A 26361-nucleotide genomic window follows, 5' to 3' on the forward strand; every position below is an offset into this window, starting at 1 on the left:
ATAATGTTATAAAGCCGCTTGATTTGCTGCCAAACTCGGATGCATCAACTGATAACTAAAGTTTTTCCCATCTAAAACATCAAGATTCAAAGCTTTGTAATCATTCAATAATTGTGCTGCATTGCCTTCACAATTTTGATTGCTGTGATTCCCTGTTTTATGAATCGCGGTATAGCAATGATTCACTTTTTGAATAAATTGATAATACGGCGACAGTGGGACATGAGCAGCCTCTAACACACGGGGTGCGAGAAAGTGCGCAGGAATAAAAGGTTCAGCCCATTGTTTTTTGTCTATTGGGAAATTACTCCAAATTGCCAAAGGTGTTTCATAAAAACGAACATCGTTTTTTTCAGTTTTGGCTTGTTCAGACCCCCAAAAACCATATTCATCATAGACGTTTTGTAAATTAGGTAAATGATCGCCAAAGAAAATGACAATGGTTGGACGTTGTAACTGTTTGACCGAATCAAGTAAAGCTTTTAAATGCTGATCGGCACGTTGCATACCTGATAAATAGGTATTTAGCGCACGTTTTGATCGATCACTAATGCCTTTTTTGGTGATTTTAAAATTATCCGCGCCAAAACGGTCATCATTATACATTGGATGATTTTCGACACTGATGGCATAGATAAATTGTGGCTGATCCTGTTGTCTGAGCTGTTGTTGAATGCTGTTATAAATCAAATCATCATTTGCCCAACCTGCTTTGTTGATATATTGACTGCGTTGAGCAGCGCTGACCATATTTTCAATCGAGGTAAATTGGTTAAACCCCAGATTTTGATAGACACTGCTACGATTATAAAAATATTTACCATTGTTGTGCATGGCAGTCGTGTTATAGCCCAAACTATTTAAATACATAGGTAATGAATAGGTCGGGCGTTTTAATTTTGCCACATAAGCCAATTGGTTCTGGTTTAAATAGGTATTTAAACTGGTCAATACTTCGAATTCAACGTTGGCAGTGCCACCACCAAAGCTCGGTGATAACAATTGACTCACCTGATTTTTTGCAATGGTTGGGGTAATATTTTTAGGAATACTGGAATCAAGCTTGGTTGCATCCCAATGTGACTCGCTCATGACAAAAATAATATTGGGTAATACTTTGTCTGTCGCTGAACTCGGCTGATTGTCTACATCTAGCGTTGTAGCGGGAGCAGTGAGTAAACTCTGAATTTTCGTTTCAGGAATATTTGCAGTATTCGAAATTTTGGCTTTAATGCCATCGACTGTTTTAGAAAAGAAAAATGCGCTAAAACCGAGTTGGCGAATATTCATATGATCGCCAACCCAATCACTGTGAGTATTTGGTAAATAAATATTGTATTTACATAAGCTTGGCTTATTGTCACCTGAACAGGTTTGACTAAAATTATTTTGAAAATTAGCAGTAACGAAGAAGCCTAAAATTGATAGGGATAATACTGCATTCGTCCAAAGTAAGATATTTTTTTCGGCGCGTTCTTTTTTATATAACCATACTATCAGTGCAATACAGACAAGCAGTCCTGCAAAAAATACAAATTTGAGTAACATTGGTGCTGCAATGAGCGTTTCTTTGAGCAATAAAAAATCGCTTGGAATCAAACTTGCAGATAGATATTGCTCTTTTTTAATATTGATAAAGGTTAAGACAAAGATCAACACTTGGCTGACCAGAATCGTGGCAAAAGTACGTCTGAATATCAAATAAATCAAACTAATCAGGGCATAATTTAACAGTACAGAAAAGCCATATTTAAATAGACGTAATTTTCGATAAGCTTCAGGTAAATTCAAGAAATGTTGAATATTTTCTTGATACAGAAAAAAAGCCAATACTGATACAAAAGCCACAAGTAGAAAAAGTACTTGTTGTCTTAAAGTCTTCATTTGCAGAGAGAAGTTTGATTTTAGGAGGATGGCAATTATAAGCCGCTCAAGAGGGTTTTCAAAGTTTTAATTAGATTAAATTGTAATCAAAATGCAATCATTATTTCCCCTTGGTGAGATAAGCCCAAGGAGAAATACATGATATTCAAATCAGTTAAGCATTAAAACGCATCGATAAGTCAACGGCTTTGACGTCTTTGGTCAGTACACCCATAGAAATATAATCAACGCCTGTACTTGCCACTTCACGTAAATTATCAATGGTAATATTACCCGATGCTTCTAATTTACAGCGTCCTGCAACATGTTTGACTGCATCAATCATTTGCTGTTGGCTAAAATTATCTAACATCACAATATCTGCTTTGGCTTCAAGGGCTTGATTAAGTTCATCCCATGTTTCTACTTCCACTTCCACAGGTTTATTGGGTGCAATTTGATGTGCTTTAGCAATCGCTTGTGCAATGCCTCCTGCTGCCATGATGTGATTTTCTTTAATTAAAAAGGCATCAAATAAACCTAAACGATGGTTTTGACCACCACCCATTGCAACCGCATATTTTTGTGCAATACGTAAGCCTGGTAAGGTTTTACGTGTATCCAGTAATTTGGTGTTCAACCCTTCGAGTTGTTTGACATAATCTGCAGTTTTGGTCGCTACAGCCGATAAGGTTTGGATGAAGTTTAAAGCAGGGCGTTCTATAGTGAGTAAACTACGTGCAGAACCTGCAAGTTTATAAATGGTTTCATTGGCTTTGACCATGTCACCATCATTTTTCAACCATGTGATCTGTACATTTGGATCATAAGCTTGAATCAAGGCATTGACCCAAGGCTGACCTGCTAAAATCATGTCTTCACGGGTAATGATCGTCGCTGTTGCTTGTTCATCTTCGGGCGTGAGTAGGGCAGTAATATCACCTTCGCCAATATCTTCTTGTAGTGCTTGTTGAATATTGATTTGTATGGATTGTTCAAGCAGTGCTTGCGAAATGCTCATGGAAATTCCCTTTCGGTTCACCCTAAAATTTGAGCGATATATTAGCATTGTGGTTGTAATATTGAAGAAGTTTTTCATTTAACGCAGAACAGAGTACACTCAGTTTAGCTTGTGTTGATGGTCTACTTTGAATGCAATACAAGAAAATGACAGCAAAAAATACTGCTTTTAGGAAATCTACATGCAATCGGGTTCACCATTCCAAGTTAAAGATGGTCAATTGATTGGTGCACGACAAGTACCGTCACCAAACTATAATCAACGTCCTGAAAATACTGAAATTCAGCTGATCGTGATTCATAATATCAGCTTGCCACCTTCGCAATTTGGTGGAGGTTATATTGAACAATTTTTTCAAAATCAATTGGATTGGTCAGTACATCCCTATTTTCAAAGCATTGAAGGGATGCAAGTTTCAGCACATTTACTGATTTTAAGAACAGGTGAAGTACTGCAATTTGTCAATTTTAAAGACCGTGCTTGGCATGCAGGACGTTCAAGTTACTTGGGTAAAGTAGAATGCAATGATTATTCAATTGGCATTGAGCTCGAAGGGAGTGATGATTTAGATTTTGAAGATATTCAATATCAAACATTGGCGCAAGTGGTTGCGACTTTACAAAAAGTTTATCCTAAAACAGATCAGCATTTAGCTGGGCATTCAGATATCGCACCACATCGTAAAACAGATCCTGGCCCGCATTTTCAATGGAATGAGTTTAGAGCATTGCTACATATAAGCAAAAGTAATCATTATTTATCCGTATAGCCGTGAAACCTCGCCTTTTAGGGCGGGGATATAAGGCTGCAATCCGCTAGTTCTCCTTGTGGGGATTAGCTAGGATTGCTAATGCGGTGTCTGCTGACTCTCAATATATTGTTTAATAATTGAAATCGGAGCACCGCAACATGATGCAGCGAAGTAACTAGGTGACCACAGAGCATTTGCCCATAGCTTGTTTTTAATTTCGGGGTGTTTGGTTCGTAAAATTCGACTGGAAGCACCCTTTAGACTATTTACTAAGCTAGAAATTGCTATTTTTGGCGGATAATTGACAAGTAAATGAACATGATCATGTTCACCATCAAATTCCACCAACTCAGCTTCAAAGTCTAAGCAGACACGTTCAAATACTTCACGTATCGTTCCAAGCATCGCTTTAGTAAAAACATCTCGACGATATTTAGCCACAAAGACTAAATGTACATGCATATTAAAAATACAATGGCGACCTGCTCTAATTTCTTGACTAGTACTCATACGCCAAATATATTTTAAGTATGAAGACACTTAAATTACGCATAAAAGATAAACATTGCAAGATGCTAGACCAACTAGCGTTAGAGGTAAACTTTGTCTGGAATTATGTTAATGATTTGTGTTTTAAACACTTGCAAAGAAAACAACAATTCTTTTCAGCATACAATATTGCAAAATATACAAAAGGTGCATCCAAAGAATGTGACTTGCACAGCCAAACGATACAGGCAGTTACAGAAGAATTAGTGACAAGACGCAAGCAATTCAAGAAAGCAAAATTAAAATGGCGTGTTAGCAATAAGAAATCAGCTAGACGCTCTTTAGGATGGATACCATTCAAGAAAGTAGCAATCAAATATGCTGATGGCTATGTTCAATATGGTAAGCATCAATTCAAACTATGGGATAGTTACGGACTCAGCAAATACAATGTTAAAACAGGCTCATTTGTCGAGGATAGCCGTGGGCGTTGGTATGTTTGCCTTGTGATTGATTCAATTAAAACTGAGAAAACCACCGCTAAAACCTCGATTGGCATAGATTTAGGTTTAAAAGATTTAGCGACTTGTTCAGATGGCGTAAAGTTGAAAGCGCCTAAAATCTATCGGCAATATGAACAAAAACTTGGCATTGCACAACGTGCAAAAAATAAGAAACGTGTTAAAGCGATTCACGCCAAGATCAAAAATATTCGTCAAAACATGCTGCATCAATTCAGCCATAAATTGGTGAATGAACATGCAGCAATCTTCGTTGGCAATGTGAATGCCAAAGCATTAGCACAGACTAGATTAGCTAAGTCAGTGTTAGATGCAAGTTGGACAACACTAAGAACCATGCTCAAGTATAAATGCGAGAACGCAGGTGTATGGTATGAAGAAGTCAATGAAGCGTATACCACCCAAACGTGTTCGTGCTGTGGCTCACGCTTCAGTAGTCCGAAAGGTAGAGCAGGCTTAGGAATAAGAGAATGGCAGTGTTGTGAGTGTGGTAGCTCATGGGATCGGGATATAAATGCCGCACTGAATATTCTTGCGCTCGGACATGAGCGTCTCGCAGGAGGAATCTCCGTCCTTTAGGTCGGGGAGGATGTCAAGATTTTACAACGATATTTGTTTTGAGTTTCTTTACAATAACGACTTTATTTTAACTAGGTAAATGCAATGGCGCTGTGGCGATCCACCTTTATTGTCAGTTCTATGACCATGTTGTCTCGGGTCTTAGGACTCGTACGAGATATGGTGTTGTTAAATGTTTTTGGTGCAGGTAAGGATTTTGATACCTTTGTTGTTGCATTTCGCATCCCCAATTTTTTTCGGCGATTATTCGCTGAAGGAGCTTTTTCACAAGCCTTTATTCCTGTTTTAACTGAATATAAAACTACAAAACTACATGCCGAAGTACAGATTTTAATTAGCCGTGTTTTTGGTTGTTTATTAACGGTTATGTCATTATTGACGCTATTTTCTATGATTGCGGCACCTGTGATTTTGTATATTTATGCACCTGGTTTCCATGATGATCCTGCTAAATTTGACTTAGCTGTTGATATGTTTCGTTTAACGATTCCATATTTGATGTTTATGTCACTAACAGCATTTGCCAGCAGTATTTTAAATAGTTACGGTTCATTTGCATCACCTGCATTTTCACCTGTATTGTTAAATGTTGCGATGATCGCAGGGGCTTGGTGGCTTGCTCCACATATGGCTGAACCCATCATGGCACTGGGTTGGGCTGTGGTTGCAGCAGGCATTTTACAACTTGCCATTCAAATTCCTGAATTGTGGCGTAAAAAATTATTGATTCCACCAAAAGTTGATTTTAAACATGAAGGTGTGGAACGCATTTTAAAATTAATGTTGCCTGCTTTGTTTGGTGTTTCGGTCACGCAAATTAATTTATTACTCAATACCATTTGGGCATCTTTTATGCAGGATGGTTCAGTGTCTTGGTTATATAGTGCCGAGCGAATGACAGAGCTACCATTAGGTTTAATTGGTGTCGCAATCGGTACTGTCATTTTACCGTCTTTGTCGATGAGTAAAGCTGAACAAGACCAAGAAAAATTTAGAAAAATGCTAGATTGGGCAGCCCGTGTCATTGTTTTAGTGGGTGTACCTGCAAGTATTGCACTGTTTATGTTGTCTACGCCGATTATTCAAGCGCTTTTCCAACATGGTGCTTTTGATGTACGTGATACACAAATGACGGCTATGGCGTTGCAATGTATGAGTGCAGGGGTATTGGCATTTATGTTGATTAAAGTCTTTGCACCTGGTTTTTACGCGATTCAAGATACAAAGACACCTGTACGTGTTGGTTTAATGGCCGTTGCAGCGAATGCAATTTTAAACGTGATCTTTATTGGTATTTTTAAACTGATTGATTGGCATGCTGAGCATATGGCACTTGCCATTGCATCTTCAGGTTCTGCATTGGTGAATGCAGGTATGCTGTATTTCTATTTGCATAAACGCAATATTTTCCGTTTTGGTGCACATTGGAAAAAATTATTTGTACAATTTTTCATTGCTAATATCAGCATGATTGCTGTGCTGTGGTGTGCATTAACTTGGTATGATGGTAGTGCTGCGCAGTGGATTCGTATACTTGAAGTAGTTGGATTGTGTGTCGTCGGTGTGTTGGCCTATGCGATTGGTTTAGTGGCAAGCGGATTTAGACCACGTCATTTAAAACATTGAGTGTAAGTATCCGCTGAACCTTACTCCAACTCAAGCAGGATTGCATTTATGAGGCAACAAGTCTTCGATGTCTTTCATTCTATGTATTGGTAATCTTTTCAGCACATTACTTAAATATAGGATGAATTCATAAGGTGTTTTCAGCGGATGCTTATGGATCAAAGCAAATAGAGATATTTCCTCGATTTATTAATGCTCTGTTATAAGAAGACCAATTGCTTGTACGACAGATTTTAGGTGTGGGCTTATTCATTTGAGAATTATACCTTTGAATAAGCCTTTAACGGTAGGCTTATGCAACAAAGCTGTTACTTTGTTAAAGCATTATTAATCTTTGATAAAGTTTTCTAGAGATGAATATTTGAATTAAATCAACGAGCACATACTTTGAAATCAGTACCTACCCAGCATGCTCGAACTCTTTTTGCTTTACCCCACCGAGTATTAGTACCACCAACTCTAGATCCTATTACTTCAGCAGAACCTGTTTCTATAACATTTACAGATACATCCATTGTGTCACGTATGAATGGTTTATTTGAATTTAAATTAGTTAAGTAGAATGAGCCGCCACCGATTGGATTAAAGTTACACTTGTTCTTAAAAGTTATTTTCCCTTGTTCAACGATTTCACATGAAGAAACTTTTGCTGAAACTGTTTGTGAACAAACTCCAAGAATTAGAGTTACTAAAGTCAAGGTCATTTTTTTTGATAATTTCATAGTAAATAGTCTCAATATGCATTAACAGTATGGTTTTTTAACTAATTGTTGCATTTCTTTTTTATAGCTATTTGGATCGTATATATCATCTATTTTACAAGAGCTAGTATCACATTGTACTTTGAAGTCTCGATGAAATTTTTCTCCGAAACTAGTTCCACTCGCTCTAATTAATCCATTGTTTAAAGTAGTAAATTTCATTTGTCCTACTTTTGTATCAAAGTCATTGCCAGGAACATAAAGTGATCTAGCCCAATCGCAATATTCACCACCGAACCTAGAATGGATTCTATCTCGTGAATTTAATAGACTTTTTAACTCAGGAGTAGCATTTTTTTCCAACATGTTATTTGGTGGGTTTAAACTTAGCTCTGTTGCATAAATTTTTTTGATCAACTGTATTTTTCTTAGATCGTCGTTTTTTGCATATACATTGCTAAGCGTACCGAATAAAAGGAATGTTAATAATGCTATTTTTTTCATGATTGACTACTTGGTTATCTTAGTATCTGTACAATATTCTATTTTAAAATCAAAAGAAATGATTTATTTCAATAAATTATAGTATCTATCTTCTAGATTAAAACTTGAAAGTAAATTACTTAAGGCGTTATGCGACCTGAAATTTTAAGGTGTTTTTCTAGCATCCAACTTTCTGCAGTATTTCCATTTTTCCAAAAATGCATAACGTAAGGCCAAGTTTCTTTACCACTCTTAAATTCTTGGTAAGCAACCACTGAATCTTTAAGAATAAGAAATAGTTATTTTATTTCCAAGCATCCACTGAACCGTACTTGAACTCAAGTAGGGTTCCATTTATGAGGCAACAAGTTTTCGATGTCTTTCATTTTATGTGTTGGTAATCTTTTCAACACACCACTTAAATAGGCATATGGATCTAGGCCATTCAGCTTGGCTAACTGAATGTCATGATCTTGGCTGCCCGTTGACCACTACGCAGTGATGCTGCAAATAGCCAATTCTTTCTTCCTAAAGCCCATGGGTGCATTTGATTTCCCACCCACTTATTACAAAACTGCTGCGTAAATTCCAGCAGTTGTCTATGGAGTAGTTGGATTAAATCAGGCAGTGTATTCATGACCGCAGTATGGCTGAGATCATGAATATGTGTAAATAAAAAGAGAGCTAAAAAGCTCTCAAAGTTTGACATACTCCCCGACCTAAAGGACGGGGATTCCTCCTGCGAGACGCTCATGTCCGAGCGCAAGAATATTCAGTGCGGAATTTATATCCCGATCCCATGAGCTACCACACTCACGACACTGCCATTCTCTTATTCCTAAACCTGCTCTACCTTTCGGACTACTGGAGCGTGAGCCACAGCACGAACACGTTTGGGTGGTATACGCTTCATTGACTTCTTCATACCATACACCTGCGTTCTCGCATTTATACTTGAGCATGGTTCTTAGTGTTGTCCAACTTGCATCTAACACTGACTTAGCTAATCTAGTCTGTGCTAATGCTTTGGCATTCACATTGCCAACGAAGATTGCTGCATGTTCATTCACCAATTTATGGCTGAATTGATGCAGCATGTTTTGACGAATATTTTTGATCTTGGCGTGAATCGCTTTAACACGTTTCTTATTTTTTGCACGTTGTGCAATGCCAAGTTTTTGTTCATATTGCCGATAGATTTTAGGTGCTTTCAACTTTACGCCATCTGAACAAGTCGCTAAATCTTTTAAACCTAAATCTATGCCAATCGAGGTTTTAGCGGTGGTTTTCTCAGTTTTAATTGAATCAACCACAAGGCAAACATACCAACGCCCACGGCTATCCTCGACAAATGAGCCTGTTTTAACATTGTATTTGCTGAGTCCGTAACTATCCCATAGCTTGAATTGATGCTTACCATATTGAACATAGCCATCAGCATATTTGATTGCTACTTTCTTGAATGGTATCCATCCTAAAGAGCGTCTAGCTGATTTTTTATTGCTGACACGCCATTTTAATTTTGCTTTCTTGAATTGCTTGCGTCTTGTCACTAATTCTTCTGCAACTGCCTGTATGGTTTGGCTGTGCAAGTTACATTCTTTGGATGCACCTTTTGTATATTTTGCAATATCGTATGCTGAAAAGAATTGTTGTTTTCTTTGCAAGTGTTTAAAACACAAATCATTGACATAATTCCAGACAAAGTTTACCTCTAACGCTAGTTGGTCTAGCATCTTGCAATGTTTGTCTTTTATGCGTAATTTAAGTGTCTTCATACTTAAAATATATTTGGCGTATGAGTACTAGTCAAGAAATTAGAACAGGTCGCCATTGTATTTTTAATATGCATGTACATTTAGTCTTTGTAGCTAAATATCGTAGAGATGTTTTTACTAAAGCGATGCTCGGAACGATACGTAAAGTATTTGAACGTGTCTGCTTAGACTTTGAAGCTGAGTTGGTGGAATTTGATGGTGAACATGATCATGTTCATTTACTTGTCAATTATCCGCCAAAAATAGCAATTTATAGCTTAGTGAATAGTTTAAAGGGTGCTTCCAGTCGAATTTTACGAACCAAACACCCCGAAATTAAAAACAAGCTATGGGCAAATGCTCTGTGGTCACCTAGTTACTTCGCTGCATCATGTGGCGGTGCTCCGATTTCAATCATTAAACAATATATTGAGAGTCAGCAGACGCCGCATTAGCAATCCTAGCTAATCCTCACAAGGAGGACTAGCGGATTGCAGCCTTATATCCCCACCCTGAAGGGCAAGGTTTTACGGCTATTCGGATAAATAAAATTAAGGAAAAATTTTTAATAATTCAACATCAAAAATCAGGGTACTGTTCGGGCCTATGCTATCGCCTGCACCTATATCCCCATATGCTAATTTTGCAGGAATAAAGAAGCGATATTTCGCGCCCTCTTGCATCAGTTGTAAACCTTCCGTCCAGCCCGAAATGACTTGACTGACTTGAAAATCAACAGGTTGCCCACGTGCAATTGAGCTATCAAAAACCGTACCATCTAACAAACGTCCTTCATAATTGACGAATACTTTAGATGTCGCAGTTGGTTTTTTTCCTTGACCTGCTTGTAAAACTTGATATTGCAAACCTGATTTTGTGGTCATAATGCCTGATTTTTTTGCATTTTCAGCTAAAAAAGCTTCACCACGTTTGCCATTTTCTTGTGCTGTTTGTTGAAATGCTATGAGCTGTTTGGCTTCACTTTGTTGTTTATACTGTGCTAAAGCCTTCGCCATTTCTTCATCGGTTAAACTGGTTTTTTGTCCAAGCGCACCTTGCTGTAAGCCTTGTAAAAAAGCCTCTGGATGAATATCTTTTAAAATATCGGCATACGTTTTACCCATAGCATAACCATAGCTATAGCTAAATTGATCTTTTTGTGTGCTTTTATTATTAACAGTTGCAGCCTGACTATGACTTACTGCCATTAAAATGCTTAACCCTAAAATTATTTTCTTCATCATATACATCCAAAAAGGAGAGCAGATGCTCTCCTTATTTTTATTTTACTTTAATTAATTCAACATCAAAAATTAAGGTACTGTTTGGAGGAATAGCACCAGGGAAACCTTGCTCACCATAAGCCAATTTAGATGGAATATATAAGGTCGCTTTTCCACCTTCTTTCATTAATTGTAAACCTTCAGCCCAACCTGGAATCACTTGATTTAGTGGGAATTCAGTAGGTTTATTACGATCATATGAACTGTCAAAGACTTTACCATCAAGAAGTTGACCTTTGTAGTGGACAGTAACAACAGAATTGGCAGAGGGTGCTTTACCATCACCTTGTTTAGTGATTTTGTATTGTAGACCAGAAGCAGTGGTTTTAATCCCTTCTTTTTTCGCATTTTCCGCTAAGAAATTATCACTTTTAGATACCTCTTCTTTTGAGTCAGCGATTTGTTTCGTCTGCATTTCTTTTTGGAATTCAATATACGCAGCTTGTAATTCTTCATCAGTGAAGATGCGTTCTTTTTTCGCATGTGCATCACGGATCCCTGTAATAAATGTATCTACATCAACTTCAGGTGGCGTTTGGCTGGCAACTTCATAGCCTAAAGCGTAGCTGATTTTTTCGACAGGTTTTGCTGATTTGGAGATAGAACTTGCATTTACATCCACAGGATGTTGTGTTGCATAGTAAACAGGAACAAGTGCAGCACCGCCTAATAATACAGCAACAGCGATGGGTAAGGCTTTACTCATGGTCTTTCCTAAAATTTTTATCGTGCAAAAAGCTAAATATTTTAAATGATAGCTTGAACTCTCAAAGCATATAACGTCTTACTCTGAAACGATATACTTATTCAATGAAATCAACGAAAAATATACAGGGATTTCCCAAAAAAAATCCAGATCATAGATCTGGATTTTTCGACATTCAATTAACTTAATCATCTTTATGTGATGTATAGCTATAAGCATAGTTATAGCCGTAGCTGCTACCACCTGATGCACGGTTAATATCATTTAAGATAATACCGTTGACTTTACTACCCGCTTGTTCAAAACGTGTAAGCGTTATTTCAAGCTCTTTCATTTGAGTTTTAGCATAACGAGCGATAACTAAGTTCACACCTGCATATTGTGAAATGATAATACCATCAGTCACCGCCAATACAGGTGGTGTATCCAAAATGATATGATCATATTGTTGAGACAACTGTTCAAGTAATGTTTTAAATTGACTTGAAGCTAACATTTCAGATGGATTGCTCTGGTTTTTACCACGCGCAATAAAATCTAAATTTGGCACTTGGGTTTTAAAAATGGTTTGTTCTAGTGAACTTTGATTGTTTAACAGTTCAGTCAAACCAGGGGAAGTCTCACGAGAAAAATATTTATGTAAATACCCACGACGAATATCGGCATCTATTAACAAGACACGTTTATTACTTTGCGCAAAAATAGTCGCCAAGTTTGTCGAAATAAATGATTTACCGACTTCTGGTGCAGGACCGGATACCGCAATGATATTATTTTTGGCATTTGCTAGAGAAAAGTGAATCGTGGTACGAATACTACGTAAACTTTCAATGGCAATATCATCACTGTTTTTCACTGCAAGAATAGGAATTGACTTTTTCTTCTTGAGGATTTGAATACGACTTTCTTGTACAGGAGAACGTGGAACTGTGGCGTAAACAGGAAGATCTAACTCATTTTCAATTTGTGCTGAATCTTTAATGCCTGTATGCATGAGGTTACGTAATAAAGCAATTAATACACCAACAAAACCACCGACAAAAATAGAGAGAATCAGAATAATGAGTTTACGTGGCTTAATTGGTTTTACAGGTTCTACAGCAGTATCAATAATACGCACATTACCAATTTCACCTGCTTTGGCTATTTTTAACTGCTGATAACTGTTTAGTAATGCGGTATAAAGTTCATTATTGACTTTAACATCACGATAGAGTTGTAAATATAATCGTTGCGTTTCAGGTAATTGTGTTAAACGGTTGTTAAGTTCTCCAATTTTTTTGTTTATTTCAGTCACTTGTGCATCAATTTGACGAATTAATGGGTGATCGTTTGTATACTTCGCTGATAATTCAGCTTGTTTTTGTTGAAGCTCAATTTTCAGTTTTTCAAGATCAATATTTTGCTTGAGTAATAACTCAGATTCAGCGTTTACATCAACCGTTTTATATTTTTCACGAAATTGATTAAATTTAATTTCAGATTCTTCAAGTTGCTTACGGAGCTCAGGAAGTTGTTTATCTAAAAATGCTAACGTTTGTTTCGATTCAAGCGATTTACGTTCAATATTTTGTTCTTGGTAAACAGCGAGTACATCGTTGAGAATTTGAGTAATTTGTTCAGGGTTTAAGCCAAGATAACTGAGACCAATTACACCTGTCATTTTTCCTCTTTCTGCAACACTATAAATACTATTAAAATTAGAAACAGCAGTAGGCAATGCTATTTTGGTTAAATTGTAACTTTGATCTTTTAAGTTACCTTGTGCATTGAGTTCAACCAACCATTTACCTTTTGTGGTTTCTAACATATTTTTGCTGTTTAGCTTCCCGCTAAACACGACTTGATCTTTATACGTTAAATCAAACTGATTATTATTTTTAAATGTTAATTTTAATGGTTTATCGAGATAATACTCTGGAACATTCAGTTGTTTGACTAGAAGACTAGAATCACCATAGGTATATAAAACAGAATCAGGTTTATATTCTATTTTATTTTTATCTTTTGAGATAAAGCGGTTGATTAAATTATGATTATTATCTTCAATATCAATATCAAGATTTAAGTTGCGAATGACTGTCCCTAAAACCATACGAGATTTCAAAATCTCAATTTCTGCATCCGCAGGAGATTTTTGTGAGAACCCACCAGCCACTTTAGATAGATCACCTAGTAGAGCTGCTGAGGCAGCACCTTTGCTATCTTCAACTTGGACAAGAGCATCCACTGAATAAGTATCTGGTGTGACTCGTAAATATAACAATGCACAAATCAAACTTAAGATAATACAGAGCGCAATTACTTTCCATTGAGCAATTAGAGAAAATAATAACTCTTTTAAGTCAATAGTATCTTCGCTAGTTTTAGAGTTTTCGTTCATAAGTTAACAACTAATACAAAATTATAATTGAGAGTGCCAATCTTGCACATATTTTTGGATATTTTGACAAGTTTGATCAAAAAAAGCTTGGTCATGTTTATATGGATCTGGAACATTTTGAGCTTGCCAATGTCCCAATCTAAAAACTTTACCTTTAGCAAAATTCCAAGTTTGTTCAATATGCTTTTGTTGATTATGGCTCATCACTAAGATCAGATCATTTTGCTTAATTAAATCAGCATTCAGCTGACGGGCAATATGCGGTCTGAGATCAATATTGAGTTGATCCATACAATAAATAGCCTTGTCATCTGCGGGATGTCCAACAAGTGCAGAAATACCTGCTGAAGATATATTTAATGTTGGATGTTGAGTTTTTAAAAAATACTCAGCCATCGGGCTACGGCAAATATTTCCTACACAAACAACTAAAATATTTTTAAACTGCATTTTAGTTTTTACCCAATTGATCAAATGTATAAAGCGCACTTGAGAATGGCACAATTTGATTCATGATACGTTGCCAACGAGTTAACCCTGTTGCATCGATATATACGATATCATTTTTTTGCATCTGAAATTGATTGGATAAAGCAAGGTTACCAAGACTACTCAAGTTTAATTGGTAAATGGTTGACTTACGATTTTGCAAATCAGTTCGCATCACATAAATGCGTGCTGCACTTGCAGAATAAGGGTTTACCCCTTCACTTTCACCTAATACATCACTCAAGGTCATACCTTGGTCACGCAGAGGGATAGCTGAACTTTTATTAGATTCACCCATAACATAAAGCTTTTGATTCTGTTTTGTATTTACATATATTGTATCATTAGGTTGAACCAAAAGTTTGTGTAATGAATAACCTTGTTTTTCTAATGCGACTACATTTAGATTATAGACTTGACCATTTCGAATAAGCTGAATATCGGTATTGTCTCCTGACTCTTGATTTACACCACCCGCCATACTTAATGCGGTATAAATACTGATTGGTCGATCATCTAAAGTATATTGACCACTTTTCATGACTTGACCATTGACAAAATACCGTTTCGCCTCATAAGACAATACACGAACAACTACATCTGGTGTTTTTAAATATTTGGCAAATTGACTGCGTAGATAACGATTTGATTCAGCAAGTGTTTTCCCTGAAATATGGACTTGCCCAATAAGCGGTAATTGTACATTCCCATTAGAGTCAATAGGATAACCGAATGCTTTAATATCTGCAGATGATCCTTGAATAGGGGGAGTAATCTCAGGATATGCCCACAGTTGGATAGAAAGAACATCCCCAGGACTTAAACGATACTGATAAAAAGGTGTATTAAAAAGAGAACTTATATTTTCTTGTGGGCGAGAAATATTTAAACTAATGTCAGGTATATTATTTTGTGTTAATTGAACAACAGCAACCTCAGCCCCTTGGTCTGTCTTAAAAGTTCCATTTTCAGGCAAATCATAGGTCTGTAAACCTGAAGTGATCATGCATCCTGTAAATGATAAAGAAATTGCTAAAAATAATAATGTGCTCTTATACTTCACATTTAAACCCTTTAATATCTGTAATCCAACGGTAGCTTACATGAGTATCTAGAATTGTAGTCTACTATTAACCCAAATCATACTTTATTTTTAAGGGATTAAATGTATATTGCAAGAAATCTTTGTTTAAAGTCTGCTATATTATCATAGTAGCACGTATCTATAATGTGAGTCCATTTAGAATAAATGGCTAGGTTTCATATATGTTTCAACTTGAACAACTTAAATTGGCAGTTATAGGTCTAGGCTATGTTGGTCTACCTTTAGCCGTTGAATTCGGTAAATATAAGCCAACTTTAGGATTTGATATCAATCAACAGCGTATTTTTGAGTTACAAAATGGACATGATCATACCTTAGAAGTTGATACCGAGGAGCTAAAGCAAGTTCAGAATCTTTCATATACTTCTAATATCGAAGACTTGAAAGAAGCCAACTTTTTTATTGTTACTGTTCCGACACCAATAGATAATTTTAAACAACCTGATTTGACACCATTGATTAAGGCTTCCCAAAGCATTGCAACAGTTCTTAAAAAGGGCGATATCGTTGTTTATGAGTCAACGGTTTATCCTGGGGCGACTGAAGAAATATGTATTCCAGAGCTAGAGCGATATTCTGGTTTGAAATTTAATCAAGATTTTTTTGTGGGTTATAGTCCAGAACGTATTAATCCTGGGGATAAAACTCGTCATGTAACAAATATTTTGAAAATCACATCGGGGTCGACGCCTGATGTTGCTGATTATATTGATCAAGTTTATAACTTGATTATTAAAGCGGGTACATATAAAGCACCAACCATGAAAGTTGCTGAGGCTGCAAAGGTTATTGAAAATACGCAGCGTGATGTAAATATCGCACTTATTAATGAGTTGGCACTAATTTTCAATAAAATGGGTATTGATACAGAGGATGTGCTTAAAGCAGCAGGAACGAAGTGGAATTTTTTAAACTTTAGACCTGGTTTGGTTGGTGGGCATTGCATTGGAGTTGACCCATATTATTTAACTCATAAAGCACAATCAATTGGATTGCATCCTGAAATTATTTTAGCTGCACGGCGTTTAAACGACCGTATGGGAGAGTATGTTGCAACCCAGTTGATAAAAGAAATGGTCAAGCAAAGAATTCAGGTGGTAGGCTCAAAAATTTTAATTATGGGTTTAAGCTTTAAAGAAGATTGTCCTGATATTCGTAATACCAAAATAGTAGATATGGTTAAGGCACTCAAAGAGTATGAACTAGATCTTGATATTTATGATCCTTGGATAGACAGCACAGAAGTTGAAGCAGAATATGGTCTTGCGCCAGTTTTAGAACTTAAGCAAGGTCAATATGATGCAATTGTAATTGCTGTTGCACATGGCCAGTTTAAAAGTATGTCTAAACAAGAGTTTGATCTTTTAGGCAAAGATAAACATGTTTTATATGATTTAAAATATGTTTTAGATAAACAAGAAAGTGATATCAGATTGTAACAACTAATACAGGAATTTTATGAAAATTTTAGTTACAGGTGGAGCTGGTTTTATTGGATCTGCTGTTATAAGAAATATTATAAAAAATACCCAAGATGAGGTTTTAAATGTTGATAAATTGACCTATGCAGGTAATTTAGAATCACTCATAGAAATTGATCAAGATAAAAAATACCAGTTTAAGCAGATTGATATTTGTAATGAAAATGATTTAATAAAAGCCTTTAATGAGTTTAAACCCGATTTAGTAATGCATTTAGCAGCTGAATCACATGTAGATCGTTCAATTGATGGTCCAGCTGAGTTTATTACTACAAATATTGTTGGAACATATACACTTTTAGAGGTTGCTCGAAAATATTGGATGCAGCTTGATGAACCAGCGAAAGCGAAGTTTAAATTTCATCATATTTCTACAGATGAGGTATATGGAGATCTAGAAGGTACAACAGATCTATTTACCGAAACAACCTCATATGCACCAAGCTCACCCTACTCAGCAAGTAAAGCTAGTTCTGATCATTTGGTTCGTGCTTGGTATCGTACGTATGGTTTACCTACGATTGTTACCAATTGTTCCAATAATTATGGTCCGTATCATTTCCCTGAAAAATTGATTCCCTTGGTTATTTTAAATGCTTTAGATGGCAAATCTTTACCGATTTATGGCAAAGGTGATCAAATTCGTGATTGGTTATTTGTAGAAGATCATGCACGTGCACTTTATAAAGTGGTCACTGAGGGTAAAGTAGGTGAAACCTATAATATTGGTGGTCATAATGAAAAGCAGAATATAGAAGTTGTTAAAATCATCTGTAAAATTTTGGATGAACTCAAGCCGCAAAAAAATCAGCAACCATATGAATCGTTGATTACTTTTGTAAAAGATAGACCAGGACATGATTTGCGTTATGCGATTGATGCTACAAAAATTGCTCATGATTTAGGGTGGAAGCCAGAAGAAACATTTGAAACGGGTATTCGTAAAACAGTTGAGTGGTATTTGAATAATTTAGAGTGGTGTCGCCGTGTTCAGGATGGCAGTTACCAACGTGAAAGATTGGGAGTGAATGCATAATGAATACAAAGGGTATTATTTTAGCAGGTGGTTCAGGAACTCGTTTGTATCCTATTACTAAGGGTATTTCAAAACAACTGCTCCCTATTTATGATAAACCTATGATTTATTATCCTCTTTCTGTACTTATGTTGGCAGGGATTCAGGATGTTCTTATTATTACTACACCTGAAGATAAGGAAAGTTTTGAACGCTTGTTGGGGGATGGTTCTCAGTTTGGTATCAGCTTGCAATATGCAATTCAACCAAGTCCTGATGGATTAGCTCAAGCCTTCATTATTGGGAAAGAGTTTATTGGTGATAGTAATGTCTGCTTAGTGCTTGGCGACAATATTTTCTATGGTCAAGGCTTTACACCAATGTTGAAACAGGCTGTTGCAAGAGGTCAAGGAGCTACAGTTTTTGGTTATCAAGTCAAAGATCCTGAGCGTTTTGGCGTCGTTGAATTTGATGAGCAGCGTAGAGCCGTGTCTCTTGAAGAAAAACCTAAAAATCCAAAATCAAATTATGCTGTAACTGGTCTGTATTTCTATGACAATGATGTAATACAGATTGCCAAGCAAGTGAAGCCTTCTGATCGTGGTGAACTTGAAATTACGACGGTAAACCAATTGTATTTGGAACGTGGTGATTTAAATGTTGAACTATTGGGACGTGGTTTTGCATGGTTGGACACTGGAACACATGCAAGTTTACTGGAAGCTGCTCAATTTGTTGAAACCATTGAAAAACGACAAGGGTATAAAGTGGCTTGTCTTGAAGAGATTGCGCTGAATAATGGTTGGTTGTGTAAAGAGCAAGTTTTGAAAATTGGTCAAAGTATGAGTAAAAATGACTATGGTCAGTATTTGATTTCTTTGGTGAGTGATCAGCTATGAGTTTAATACAATGGATTGATTTACCTAACCGAGGTGATGAAAGAGGTGCTTTGGTTATAGCCGAAGCAAATAAAAACATTCCGTTTGATATTAAACGTCTTTATTATATTTTTGATGCAAAACCAAATGTACCTCGTGGTTTTCATGCACATAAAGAATTAAGCCAAGTAGCATTTTGTATAAAAGGTAAATGCAAAATGCTTATGGATAATGGGGTGGATAAGCAAGAAGTATGGATCGATCAAGCGGATAAAGGTTTGGTGATCCCGCCTATGGTGTGGCATGAGATGCATGATTTTTCAGAAGATTGCATTATGTTGGTATTGGCGAGCGATCATTATGATGAAAGTGATTATATTCGAGATTATGATGAGTTTATAAGTATAGTCAACAGACCATATATTCATCCTTTAGCTGATGTAAAGTCTGTAAATATTGGTCAGAAAACCAAAGTTTGGCAATTTAGTGTGGTTTTTTCTAAGGCTATAATTGGGGAAAACTGCAATATTTGCGCGCATACTTTAATCGAAAATGATGTATTAATTGGTAATAATGTCACTGTCAAATCAGGTGTCTATCTTTGGGATGGTATTACATTAGAAGATAATGTTTTTGTTGGGCCTAGTGTCACTTTTACTAATGATAAAAAGCCCCGTTCGAAACAGTATCCTGATGAGTTTCCTAAAACTGTAGTAGAACAAGGTGCAAGTATTGGTGCAAATGCAACAATATTACCTGGCATTCAAATTGGTAAAAATGCATTGATTGGCGCAGGTGCTGTAGTGACAAAGAATGTTCCTGAAAATGCAATAATGGTTGGAAATCCAGCAATAATAAAAGGTTATGTAGAAAAATGATTCCTTTCCTTGATTTGAAAAATATTAATGGGCAATATAGAGCTGAATTAGTAGAGGCATGTACACGTGTTATTGATTCTGGATGGTATATCGGTGGTAAGGAATTAGAACAATTTGAAAAAAACTTTGCGGAGTATTGTGGGGTTAAATTTGCAATAGGTGTTGCGAATGGTTTAGATGCTCTTATTCTTACATTACGAGCATGGAAAGAACTTGGTAAATTAAAAGATGGTGATGAAGTAATAGTCCCGTCAAATACATATATTGCAAGTATTCTAGCGATCACAGCAAATAATTTAACACCAGTGTTAGTTGAGCCAGACATATATAGCTATAATATTGATCCAGAAAAAATCGAAGCAGCTATTACAGTTAAAACGAAAGTAATTTTACCCGTACACTTATATGGGCAACTTGCTGAAATGCCAAAAATTATGGCGATTGCTAAAAAATACAGTTTATTAGTTCTGGAAGATTCCGCTCAGTCACATGGTGCAGAAATAGATAATAAACGAGCTGGAAACTGGGGGGACGCATCTGGCTTTAGTTTTTATCCTGGGAAAAATCTAGGTGCGTTGGGCGATGCTGGTGCAGTAACGACCAATGACGAAGAACTGGCAAATATGCTAAAAGCACTGCGTAATTATGGGTCACATGAAAAATATAAAAATTTAGTGCCCGGTGTGAATAGTCGTCTTGATGAAATTCAGGCAGCAATACTCGATATTAAACTTAAGTTTCTGGATCATGAAGTTGAACATCGCCGTAAAATTGCTGATTTGTATCTAAAAAATATCAAAAACTCTCTCATTCAATTACCTTTGAATGGTATAAATGTAGAAGATGATCATCAGCATGTTTGGCATTTATTTGTAATTCGTACAGAACATCGTGAGGCTTTGCAGAAGTATCTCTCTGAAAATGGTGTACAAACGCTAATTCATTATCCGATTCCTCCGCATAAGCAACAAGCGTATAAAGATTGGAATGATTTAAGTTTCCCAATTTCTGAGCGGATTCATCGCGAAGTGATCAGTTTACCTATGGGACCAACTTTAAGTTTGGCAGAGACTAAGAAAGTTATTCAGCTTTGCAATCGCTTTACCGTATAAAATGAATTTACTTAAAACCAGTGTTTTAAATGGTGTGGCTGTTTTAATTAAAACAGTCACAATGTTTATCTTGAATAAAATTTTAGCTGTCTATGTTGGTCCAGCAGGGTATGCTGCAATTGGTCAGTTTCAAAACTTTATCCAAATGGTGACGACCTTTGCTGGTAGTGCGATTAATACAGCAGTGATTAAATATACTGCTGAGTACTATGATGATGAAATTAAGCAACGTACAATTTGGAAAACAGCGGGTAGTATTGTTCTATTCTTTAGTGTTTTATTTTCTTTAACTCTTCTTGTTTTTCAAAAGCAACTATCACTTTACATCTTTCATACAGATATGTACCAATCAGTTTTTGTTTGGTTTGCTGTATTTTTAACTTTTTTTACATTTAACGCACTATTTTTAGCAATTCTTAATGGTAAGAAAGAAGTTCTTAAATTAGTTGTTGCTAATATTTTTGGAAGTTTATTTTCTCTCGCGATCACAAGTATTCTAGCAATAAAATATAGTTTATATGGTGCTTTAGTTGCGATTTCGATTTATCAGTCATTGGCTTTTTTTATAACGCTATTTTTATGCTATAAGTCTGATTGGTTTCAGTTGAATTATTTATTTGGAAAAATAGATAAAGAGATTGCTCAAAAATTTGCAGCCTTTGCGCTAATGGCATTGGTAAGTGCTATTTGTGTCCCAGTATCACAGATGGTTATTCGTGGCTATTTAAGTCATGAATATGGCGCAACCTATGCAGGTTATTGGGAGGCAATGATTCGGTTGAGTGCAGCATATCTTATGCTTGTGACTACAACACTTGGTGTATATTACCTACCTAGACTATCAGAGTTATCAAATCTTACAGAGATTAAGGTTGAGGTTTACTTAGGATATAAATATATCTTTCCCCTTGCTGTCATAGGTGGGTTTGCAGTTTATATTTTAAGGGACTGGATTATTGCTTTGCTGTTTACAAAAAACTTTTTACCTATGCGCGATCTGTTTTTTTGGCAAATGATCGGTGACACATTAAAAATAGGGAGTTGGATTTTGGCTTACTTGATGTTAAGTAAGGCGATGACAAAGCTATTTATAAAGACTGAAATTATATTTGCGTTAACATCGATTGCGCTCACTTATATTTGTACACAAGTCATGGGGTTTGAAGGTGTTTCGCTTGCTCACATGTTAAATTATGGAATGTATTGGGCTGTTATGAGTTATTTTGTGTTTAAAGTTTTGAGAGAAAAGGTGTGATTGATGAGTCTAAATAATCAACCATTGGTTTCAGTAGTTATTCCTTGTTATAACCATGAAAATTTTGTACAAGACTGTATTCAAAGTGTAATAGATCAGACATATGAAAACATTGAGCTTATTGTTATAGATGACGGCTCAAAAGACAGCTCAGTAGAAAAAATACAACAAATGATAGAAAGTTGTGAAAAAAGATTTGTGCGTTTTGAGTTTCGTTATAGACTAAATAAAGGATTAACTGCAACATTAAATGAGGCGTTAGAGTGGTGTCGTGGGGAGTATTATTCTGCTATTGCTTCAGATGATATGATGTGTATTAAAAAAACTGAGTCACAAGTCAGCTATCTAAAAGCTCATAAAAATTGTGCTGCAGTATTTGGTGGGGTGGAACTTATAGATGAGAGTAATAATATAATTGGTAAACGATTAAATGAAACTAAAGTTTTTTCTTTTAAAGAGATAATTTTAAATCAGCATGATCTCCCTGCTTCAACACAGTTAGCAAGATTAAAAATAATTAAAGAAATAGGGGGATATAATACAAATATAAAAATAGAAGATTGGTATATGTTGCTTAAGATGACAGTAAAAGAGCAATTTGAGGTACACTATTTAGATCAATTAATGTGTATGTATAGATTTCATAATGAAAATTTTTCAAAAAACATGAAGTTGATGAGTATTGAAATGATATCAATATTACAGGATTATCGAGATAGTAAGTTATATAAAAAGGCATTAATTAAAGTATATCGTATGGAATTTTCATATTATAAAAAAAATAAAGAATTTTTAAATGCTTTAGTGATTTTAGTGAAACTGGTTAAATTAAAATTTTTTGGAAATTAAATTCTTGTGAAAATCTTATATGTAGTTCCTGATTTTAAAGTTGGAGGGGTAACAACAGTTGTCCAAAGTCTTGACGCTGAGATGAAGTCAAGAGGTTGTGACTCTAAAATTATATGTTTAAAACAATCTGAGAATCAGTTGGATAGCTTGAATATAAATTCAAAACTTGATTTAATCTTAGCACTATTAAGGCTGAAAAAAATTGTATCAGAATATAAGCCTGATATAATTCATTCTCACACTATATTTCCACATTTGATTGTTTTATTGTATAAGTTTTTATTCAATAGAAAAATTATCATTATTAATACGGAGCATGGTTCTCTAGTTGATGATCAAAAAGATAAATTAATATTTAAACTATATAAAATTTTATCAGGTTCTGCAAATAAAATAACTTTTGTTAGTAAGTTTAGTGCCCAAACATATCTAGATAGTAATATCATTTCAAAAGAAAAGATAAAAGTTGTTTATAATGGAATAGGTCTAAGTCAAAATTTAACTAGTAAGATTAATGATGTAGATTTAGATGATAGTTTTAAATTTTGTTATATTGGTCGGTTTTCACCAGAAAAAAATGTAATCTTATTAATACAAGCTTTTCAGAGAATTCAAGCAGAACAAAGAGGACAAAAAATAAGCTTATATTTGGTTGGAAATGGTGAACAAGAATCTTTTTTAAAAAGCTATTGTAGTCAGAATGATATAAAAAATATTTATTTTTTAGGATTTAGGCAAGATATAACTGAAATATTGAATTCTATAGATTGTTTGGTATTGTCTAGTTTAACTGAAGGTTTACCAATGGTTATTCTTGAGGCTTATGTACAAAAGGTATTGGTTGTTTCTACTAATTGTGGAGGAGTCAAAGAAATAATTCAAGATACTCGTTTTATTGCTGAAAATAATAATGTGAATTCACTTTGTGAGTCTATGAAGTTTGCTTTTTATTTAAATAAAGAAGCTAAGGAGGATATAAAGTTAGAAAACTATATATATTATAAAAAGTTCTTCTCATCTGAAGTTATGTTGGAAAAATATGAAACTTTATATAAAGAGGCACTAGGTGATGTTTAATTTTATATTTTTCATATTTTTGTTTATTTTTGTTGTTAACTTGAAAACAGTTTTTTTTTCATTCCCAATATTTTATTTTTTTGCACCAATTGGTTTGTTTTTATTTCTGAAAGATTTTTATGTGTCTAAATTTCTTTTAGATAGAAAATTTTTAACTTTCTTTTTTATTATATTTTTGAGTTTAATTATTTCTGCTATTTCACTTTTAGTTAATCAAATAGGGGATTTTTTTTATGTTCGTCAAATTTATTTATATTCTATAATTTCCTTTTTTTATATATTTTTTATAATTAAAATTTTTTTAATAAATCAGAATAATGATTTCGATAAGCTTGTTTTATTTTTTATAACTTCAGTAGCTACTCAATTATTTTTTTCATTTGTGTTGTTTATGAGTCCGAGTTTATTCGATGCTTTTTTTAGTATATTTGATACAGCTATTGGATATGCAGATAGTGATGCTGTTGATAAATTTAATGAACAGCGTATGATTGCTATAGGTAATCCTTTTTTTGGATCGGCAATAATAAATTGTTTTACTTTAGTTTTATTGGCAGTGCACTTTAAATTTTCAAAATACAAAAAAATACTTATTGTTTTATGGGTTGTTATAGCAATTTTAGGAATTGCATCAGCAAGAACTACAATTTTTGGTATTACTTTATCATTAATTATTCTGCTTAAAGATTATAAGTCTAGTTACAGGTATTTACTTGCAGTATTAATTATTCTCTTAATTTCTTTAAACTTTGCCTATTTTACAAATGAGCGAATACAAACAATTATAGACTTCTCTTTTAGTTTTATTTTTGATTTTAAAAACTCTCAAGCATCAGATTCGGCTAGTGAATTAGTAAGTATGTGGAATATTTTACCAAGTAAAGTATCTACGTGGTTAGTTGGTGATAATTTCTTTATAGATCAAAATGGTTATTATTATAAAGGAATTGATGTAGGATATACGAGAATTATTTTTGCTAACGGTATGTTGGGCTTAATTACATTCTTATCGATGCAAGTATATTTACTATATAATATTAAATTTAAGAGATTAGTTTTATCCTTAATCGCATTACTTTTGGTGATTTTATTTTTGAATTTTAAAGGTTTAGCTAATTTAACTTTTTTAATTTTAATATTTTTTATGTATTCTAGATTAACTAGTACAGATTATGGAGACGTTAGTAAATTATGATTACAATAGGCATTCCTATTTATAATGCTGAGACATATTTAGAAGATGCTATAAAATCTGTCTTAGCTCAGTCGTTTAAAGATTTTGAGCTTATCTTGATAGATGATGGGTCTACAGATAATTCTTTAACTATTGCACAATCATTTAATGATCCTCGAATTCGTATTTATGCAGATGGAACAAATAAAAGATTACCATATCGTCTAAATCAAATTATTCAATTAGCAAAATATGACTATATTGCTCGGATGGATGCAGATGATTTAATGGATATAAATCGTTTAAAAATTCAGATAGAACATCTAAAAAAGCATCCTGAAATTGATCTGGTGACAACTGGTATGTATTCAATTGGTAAGTCAAATGAAGCTTTAGGAAAACGTATTCCTCAAGACTATATGATGAGTGCAAGTGAAATATTACAAGGAGTTACAAATTTACTACACGCCTCAATGTTAGCGAGAAAAACTTGGTGTTTGCGTAATCCATATAAAGTTGATAATGCTCTTGCCGAAGATTATGAATTATGGTTATCTTCAGCTATAAAAAAAGATCTAAAATATCATGTGATACAAGAGCCATTATATTATTATAGAGAAGTAGAAAATGTGAAAATTGAAAAAATGATTAAAGGTTATAATACTCAAATTGAAGTTATTAACCAGTATTCAAAGGGTGTCATTTCAGATGCTAATCGTCATAAAATAATAAGAAAGTTTCAAGTCAAAAAAGCAATTGTAAAAATATTAAGCGCAACAAATTTAATGTCAATTTTACAAAAAAGACGTGTCACAAAATTGAATGAAGATGATTTGATTAGATATTCTAAAAATTTAGATCGTATTCAACAAATGGGGAAATGAG

25 protein-coding genes and 2 pseudogenes are annotated in these 26361 nt (G+C 34.7%); 14 read left to right on the forward strand and 13 right to left on the reverse strand.

Going from position 1 to position 26361, the window contains the following annotated elements; translation table 11 throughout:
* Window positions 1-6: 6 nt before the first annotated feature.
* Both G0028_RS00380 and nadC read right to left on the reverse strand, forming a co-directional pair.
* Window positions 7-1884 carry an LTA synthase family protein gene (locus G0028_RS00380; protein ID WP_180047938.1) on the reverse strand — a complete coding sequence of 626 codons (1878 nt, stop codon included), beginning with the start codon at window positions 1882-1884 and terminating at the stop codon, window positions 7-9.
* A gap of 154 nt (window positions 1885-2038) precedes the next feature.
* The gene (gene nadC, locus G0028_RS00385; RefSeq protein WP_180047936.1) at window positions 2039-2884 is read right to left on the reverse strand and encodes a carboxylating nicotinate-nucleotide diphosphorylase; all 846 of its coding nucleotides are present in this window, start codon (window positions 2882-2884) and stop codon (window positions 2039-2041) included.
* Window positions 2885-3065: 181 nt separating this feature from the next.
* On the opposite strand from nadC, the gene ampD reads away from it, so the two are divergent.
* Window positions 3066-3653 carry a 1,6-anhydro-N-acetylmuramyl-L-alanine amidase AmpD gene (ampD, locus tag G0028_RS00390; RefSeq protein ID WP_180047934.1) on the forward strand — a complete coding sequence of 196 codons (588 nt, stop codon included), beginning with the start codon at window positions 3066-3068 and terminating at the stop codon, window positions 3651-3653.
* 78 nt (window positions 3654-3731) lie between these two features.
* Here the strand turns inward: ampD and tnpA (G0028_RS00395) are convergent, their stop codons facing one another.
* Window positions 3732-4145 carry an IS200/IS605 family transposase gene (gene tnpA, locus G0028_RS00395; RefSeq protein ID WP_180047932.1) on the reverse strand — a complete coding sequence of 138 codons (414 nt, stop codon included), beginning with the start codon at window positions 4143-4145 and terminating at the stop codon, window positions 3732-3734.
* Window positions 4146-4165: 20 nt separating this feature from the next.
* On the opposite strand from tnpA (G0028_RS00395), the gene G0028_RS00400 reads away from it, so the two are divergent.
* On the forward strand, window positions 4166-5224 hold the full coding sequence (locus tag G0028_RS00400) for an RNA-guided endonuclease InsQ/TnpB family protein (RefSeq protein ID WP_194088741.1): 1059 nt from the start codon (window positions 4166-4168) through the stop codon (window positions 5222-5224).
* Between the two features lie 84 nt (window positions 5225-5308).
* Entirely contained in the window at window positions 5309-6850 is a 1542-nt protein-coding gene (gene murJ / locus G0028_RS00405; protein ID WP_180048016.1) for a murein biosynthesis integral membrane protein MurJ, read from the forward strand.
* 154 nt (window positions 6851-7004) lie between these two features.
* On the opposite strand, the pseudogene G0028_RS00410 reads toward murJ, so the two are convergent.
* The 5 genes and pseudogenes from G0028_RS00410 to G0028_RS00430 form a co-directional block, all read right to left on the reverse strand.
* Window positions 7005-7103: pseudogene (locus tag G0028_RS00410) on the reverse strand (IS5/IS1182 family transposase); the annotation flags it as partial.
* A gap of 118 nt (window positions 7104-7221) precedes the next feature.
* Window positions 7222-7572 carry a hypothetical protein gene (locus tag G0028_RS00415; protein WP_180048018.1) on the reverse strand — a complete coding sequence of 117 codons (351 nt, stop codon included), beginning with the start codon at window positions 7570-7572 and terminating at the stop codon, window positions 7222-7224.
* Between the two features lie 21 nt (window positions 7573-7593).
* The gene (locus G0028_RS21005; RefSeq protein WP_227554757.1) at window positions 7594-8055 is read right to left on the reverse strand and encodes a hypothetical protein; all 462 of its coding nucleotides are present in this window, start codon (window positions 8053-8055) and stop codon (window positions 7594-7596) included.
* A gap of 317 nt (window positions 8056-8372) precedes the next feature.
* Window positions 8373-8602: pseudogene (locus G0028_RS00425) on the reverse strand (transposase domain-containing protein); the annotation flags it as partial.
* 151 nt (window positions 8603-8753) lie between these two features.
* Complete coding sequence (locus G0028_RS00430) at window positions 8754-9812, reverse strand: RNA-guided endonuclease InsQ/TnpB family protein (RefSeq protein ID WP_180113488.1); 1059 nt, start codon at window positions 9810-9812, stop codon at window positions 8754-8756.
* A gap of 20 nt (window positions 9813-9832) precedes the next feature.
* Between G0028_RS00430 and tnpA (G0028_RS00435) the strand changes: the two genes are divergently transcribed.
* Window positions 9833-10246, forward strand: coding sequence for an IS200/IS605 family transposase (tnpA, locus tag G0028_RS00435; RefSeq protein ID WP_180047172.1), 414 nt, complete (start codon window positions 9833-9835; stop codon window positions 10244-10246).
* Window positions 10247-10342: 96 nt separating this feature from the next.
* Here the strand turns inward: tnpA (G0028_RS00435) and G0028_RS00440 are convergent, their stop codons facing one another.
* The 5 genes from G0028_RS00440 to G0028_RS00460 form a co-directional block, all read right to left on the reverse strand.
* Window positions 10343-11032: an FKBP-type peptidyl-prolyl cis-trans isomerase gene (locus G0028_RS00440; RefSeq protein ID WP_180047170.1), complete on the reverse strand. Its 690-nt coding sequence runs from the start codon at window positions 11030-11032 to the stop codon at window positions 10343-10345.
* Between the two features lie 40 nt (window positions 11033-11072).
* On the reverse strand, window positions 11073-11780 hold the full coding sequence (locus G0028_RS00445; RefSeq protein WP_180047168.1) for an FKBP-type peptidyl-prolyl cis-trans isomerase: 708 nt from the start codon (window positions 11778-11780) through the stop codon (window positions 11073-11075).
* Between the two features lie 184 nt (window positions 11781-11964).
* On the reverse strand, window positions 11965-14163 hold the full coding sequence (locus tag G0028_RS00450) for a polysaccharide biosynthesis tyrosine autokinase (protein ID WP_180047166.1): 2199 nt from the start codon (window positions 14161-14163) through the stop codon (window positions 11965-11967).
* Between the two features lie 21 nt (window positions 14164-14184).
* Window positions 14185-14613, reverse strand: coding sequence for a low molecular weight protein-tyrosine-phosphatase (locus G0028_RS00455; protein WP_180047164.1), 429 nt, complete (start codon window positions 14611-14613; stop codon window positions 14185-14187).
* A gap of 1 nt (window position 14614) precedes the next feature.
* On the reverse strand, window positions 14615-15715 hold the full coding sequence (locus G0028_RS00460) for a polysaccharide biosynthesis/export family protein (protein WP_180047162.1): 1101 nt from the start codon (window positions 15713-15715) through the stop codon (window positions 14615-14617).
* Window positions 15716-15918: 203 nt separating this feature from the next.
* Here G0028_RS00460 and tviB point away from each other — a divergent pair, with 203 nt between their 5' ends.
* From tviB to G0028_RS00510, 10 genes are read left to right on the forward strand one after another with little or no spacing between them, the layout of a single operon-like run.
* Window positions 15919-17196, forward strand: a complete 1278-nt coding sequence (gene tviB, locus G0028_RS00465; RefSeq protein WP_180047160.1) for a Vi polysaccharide biosynthesis UDP-N-acetylglucosamine C-6 dehydrogenase TviB — start codon at window positions 15919-15921, stop codon at window positions 17194-17196.
* A gap of 19 nt (window positions 17197-17215) precedes the next feature.
* Complete coding sequence (gene rfbB, locus G0028_RS00470) at window positions 17216-18274, forward strand: dTDP-glucose 4,6-dehydratase (protein ID WP_180047158.1); 1059 nt, start codon at window positions 17216-17218, stop codon at window positions 18272-18274.
* A complete protein-coding gene (gene rfbA / locus G0028_RS00475; RefSeq protein ID WP_180047156.1) occupies window positions 18274-19152 on the forward strand; it encodes a glucose-1-phosphate thymidylyltransferase RfbA in 879 nt (292 codons plus the stop codon). Before rfbB ends, rfbA begins: the two co-directional genes overlap by 1 nt.
* Window positions 19149-20009, forward strand: a complete 861-nt coding sequence (locus G0028_RS00480; RefSeq protein ID WP_180047154.1) for a WxcM-like domain-containing protein — start codon at window positions 19149-19151, stop codon at window positions 20007-20009. Before rfbA ends, G0028_RS00480 begins: the two co-directional genes overlap by 4 nt.
* Window positions 20006-21121, forward strand: coding sequence for a DegT/DnrJ/EryC1/StrS family aminotransferase (locus G0028_RS00485; RefSeq protein WP_180047152.1), 1116 nt, complete (start codon window positions 20006-20008; stop codon window positions 21119-21121). The genes G0028_RS00480 and G0028_RS00485 overlap by 4 nt, the downstream gene beginning before the upstream one ends.
* Before the next feature lies 1 nt (window position 21122).
* Window positions 21123-22376 (forward strand): O-antigen translocase, encoded by a 1254-nt coding sequence (locus G0028_RS00490; RefSeq protein ID WP_180047150.1) that lies wholly within the window; start codon window positions 21123-21125, stop codon window positions 22374-22376.
* A gap of 3 nt (window positions 22377-22379) precedes the next feature.
* On the forward strand, window positions 22380-23225 hold the full coding sequence (locus G0028_RS00495) for a glycosyltransferase family 2 protein (RefSeq protein WP_180047149.1): 846 nt from the start codon (window positions 22380-22382) through the stop codon (window positions 23223-23225).
* A 6-nt stretch (window positions 23226-23231) separates the two neighbouring features.
* Window positions 23232-24302, forward strand: a complete 1071-nt coding sequence (locus G0028_RS00500) for a glycosyltransferase family 4 protein (RefSeq protein ID WP_180047147.1) — start codon at window positions 23232-23234, stop codon at window positions 24300-24302.
* Window positions 24295-25497: a hypothetical protein gene (locus G0028_RS00505; RefSeq protein ID WP_180047145.1), complete on the forward strand. Its 1203-nt coding sequence runs from the start codon at window positions 24295-24297 to the stop codon at window positions 25495-25497. Before G0028_RS00500 ends, G0028_RS00505 begins: the two co-directional genes overlap by 8 nt.
* Window positions 25494-26360 (forward strand): glycosyltransferase family 2 protein, encoded by an 867-nt coding sequence (locus G0028_RS00510; protein WP_180047143.1) that lies wholly within the window; start codon window positions 25494-25496, stop codon window positions 26358-26360. Before G0028_RS00505 ends, G0028_RS00510 begins: the two co-directional genes overlap by 4 nt.
* Window position 26361: the final 1 nt, after the last annotated feature.

This window comes from Acinetobacter piscicola (assembly GCF_015218165.1).
Lineage (GTDB): Bacteria > Pseudomonadota > Gammaproteobacteria > Pseudomonadales > Moraxellaceae > Acinetobacter > Acinetobacter piscicola_A.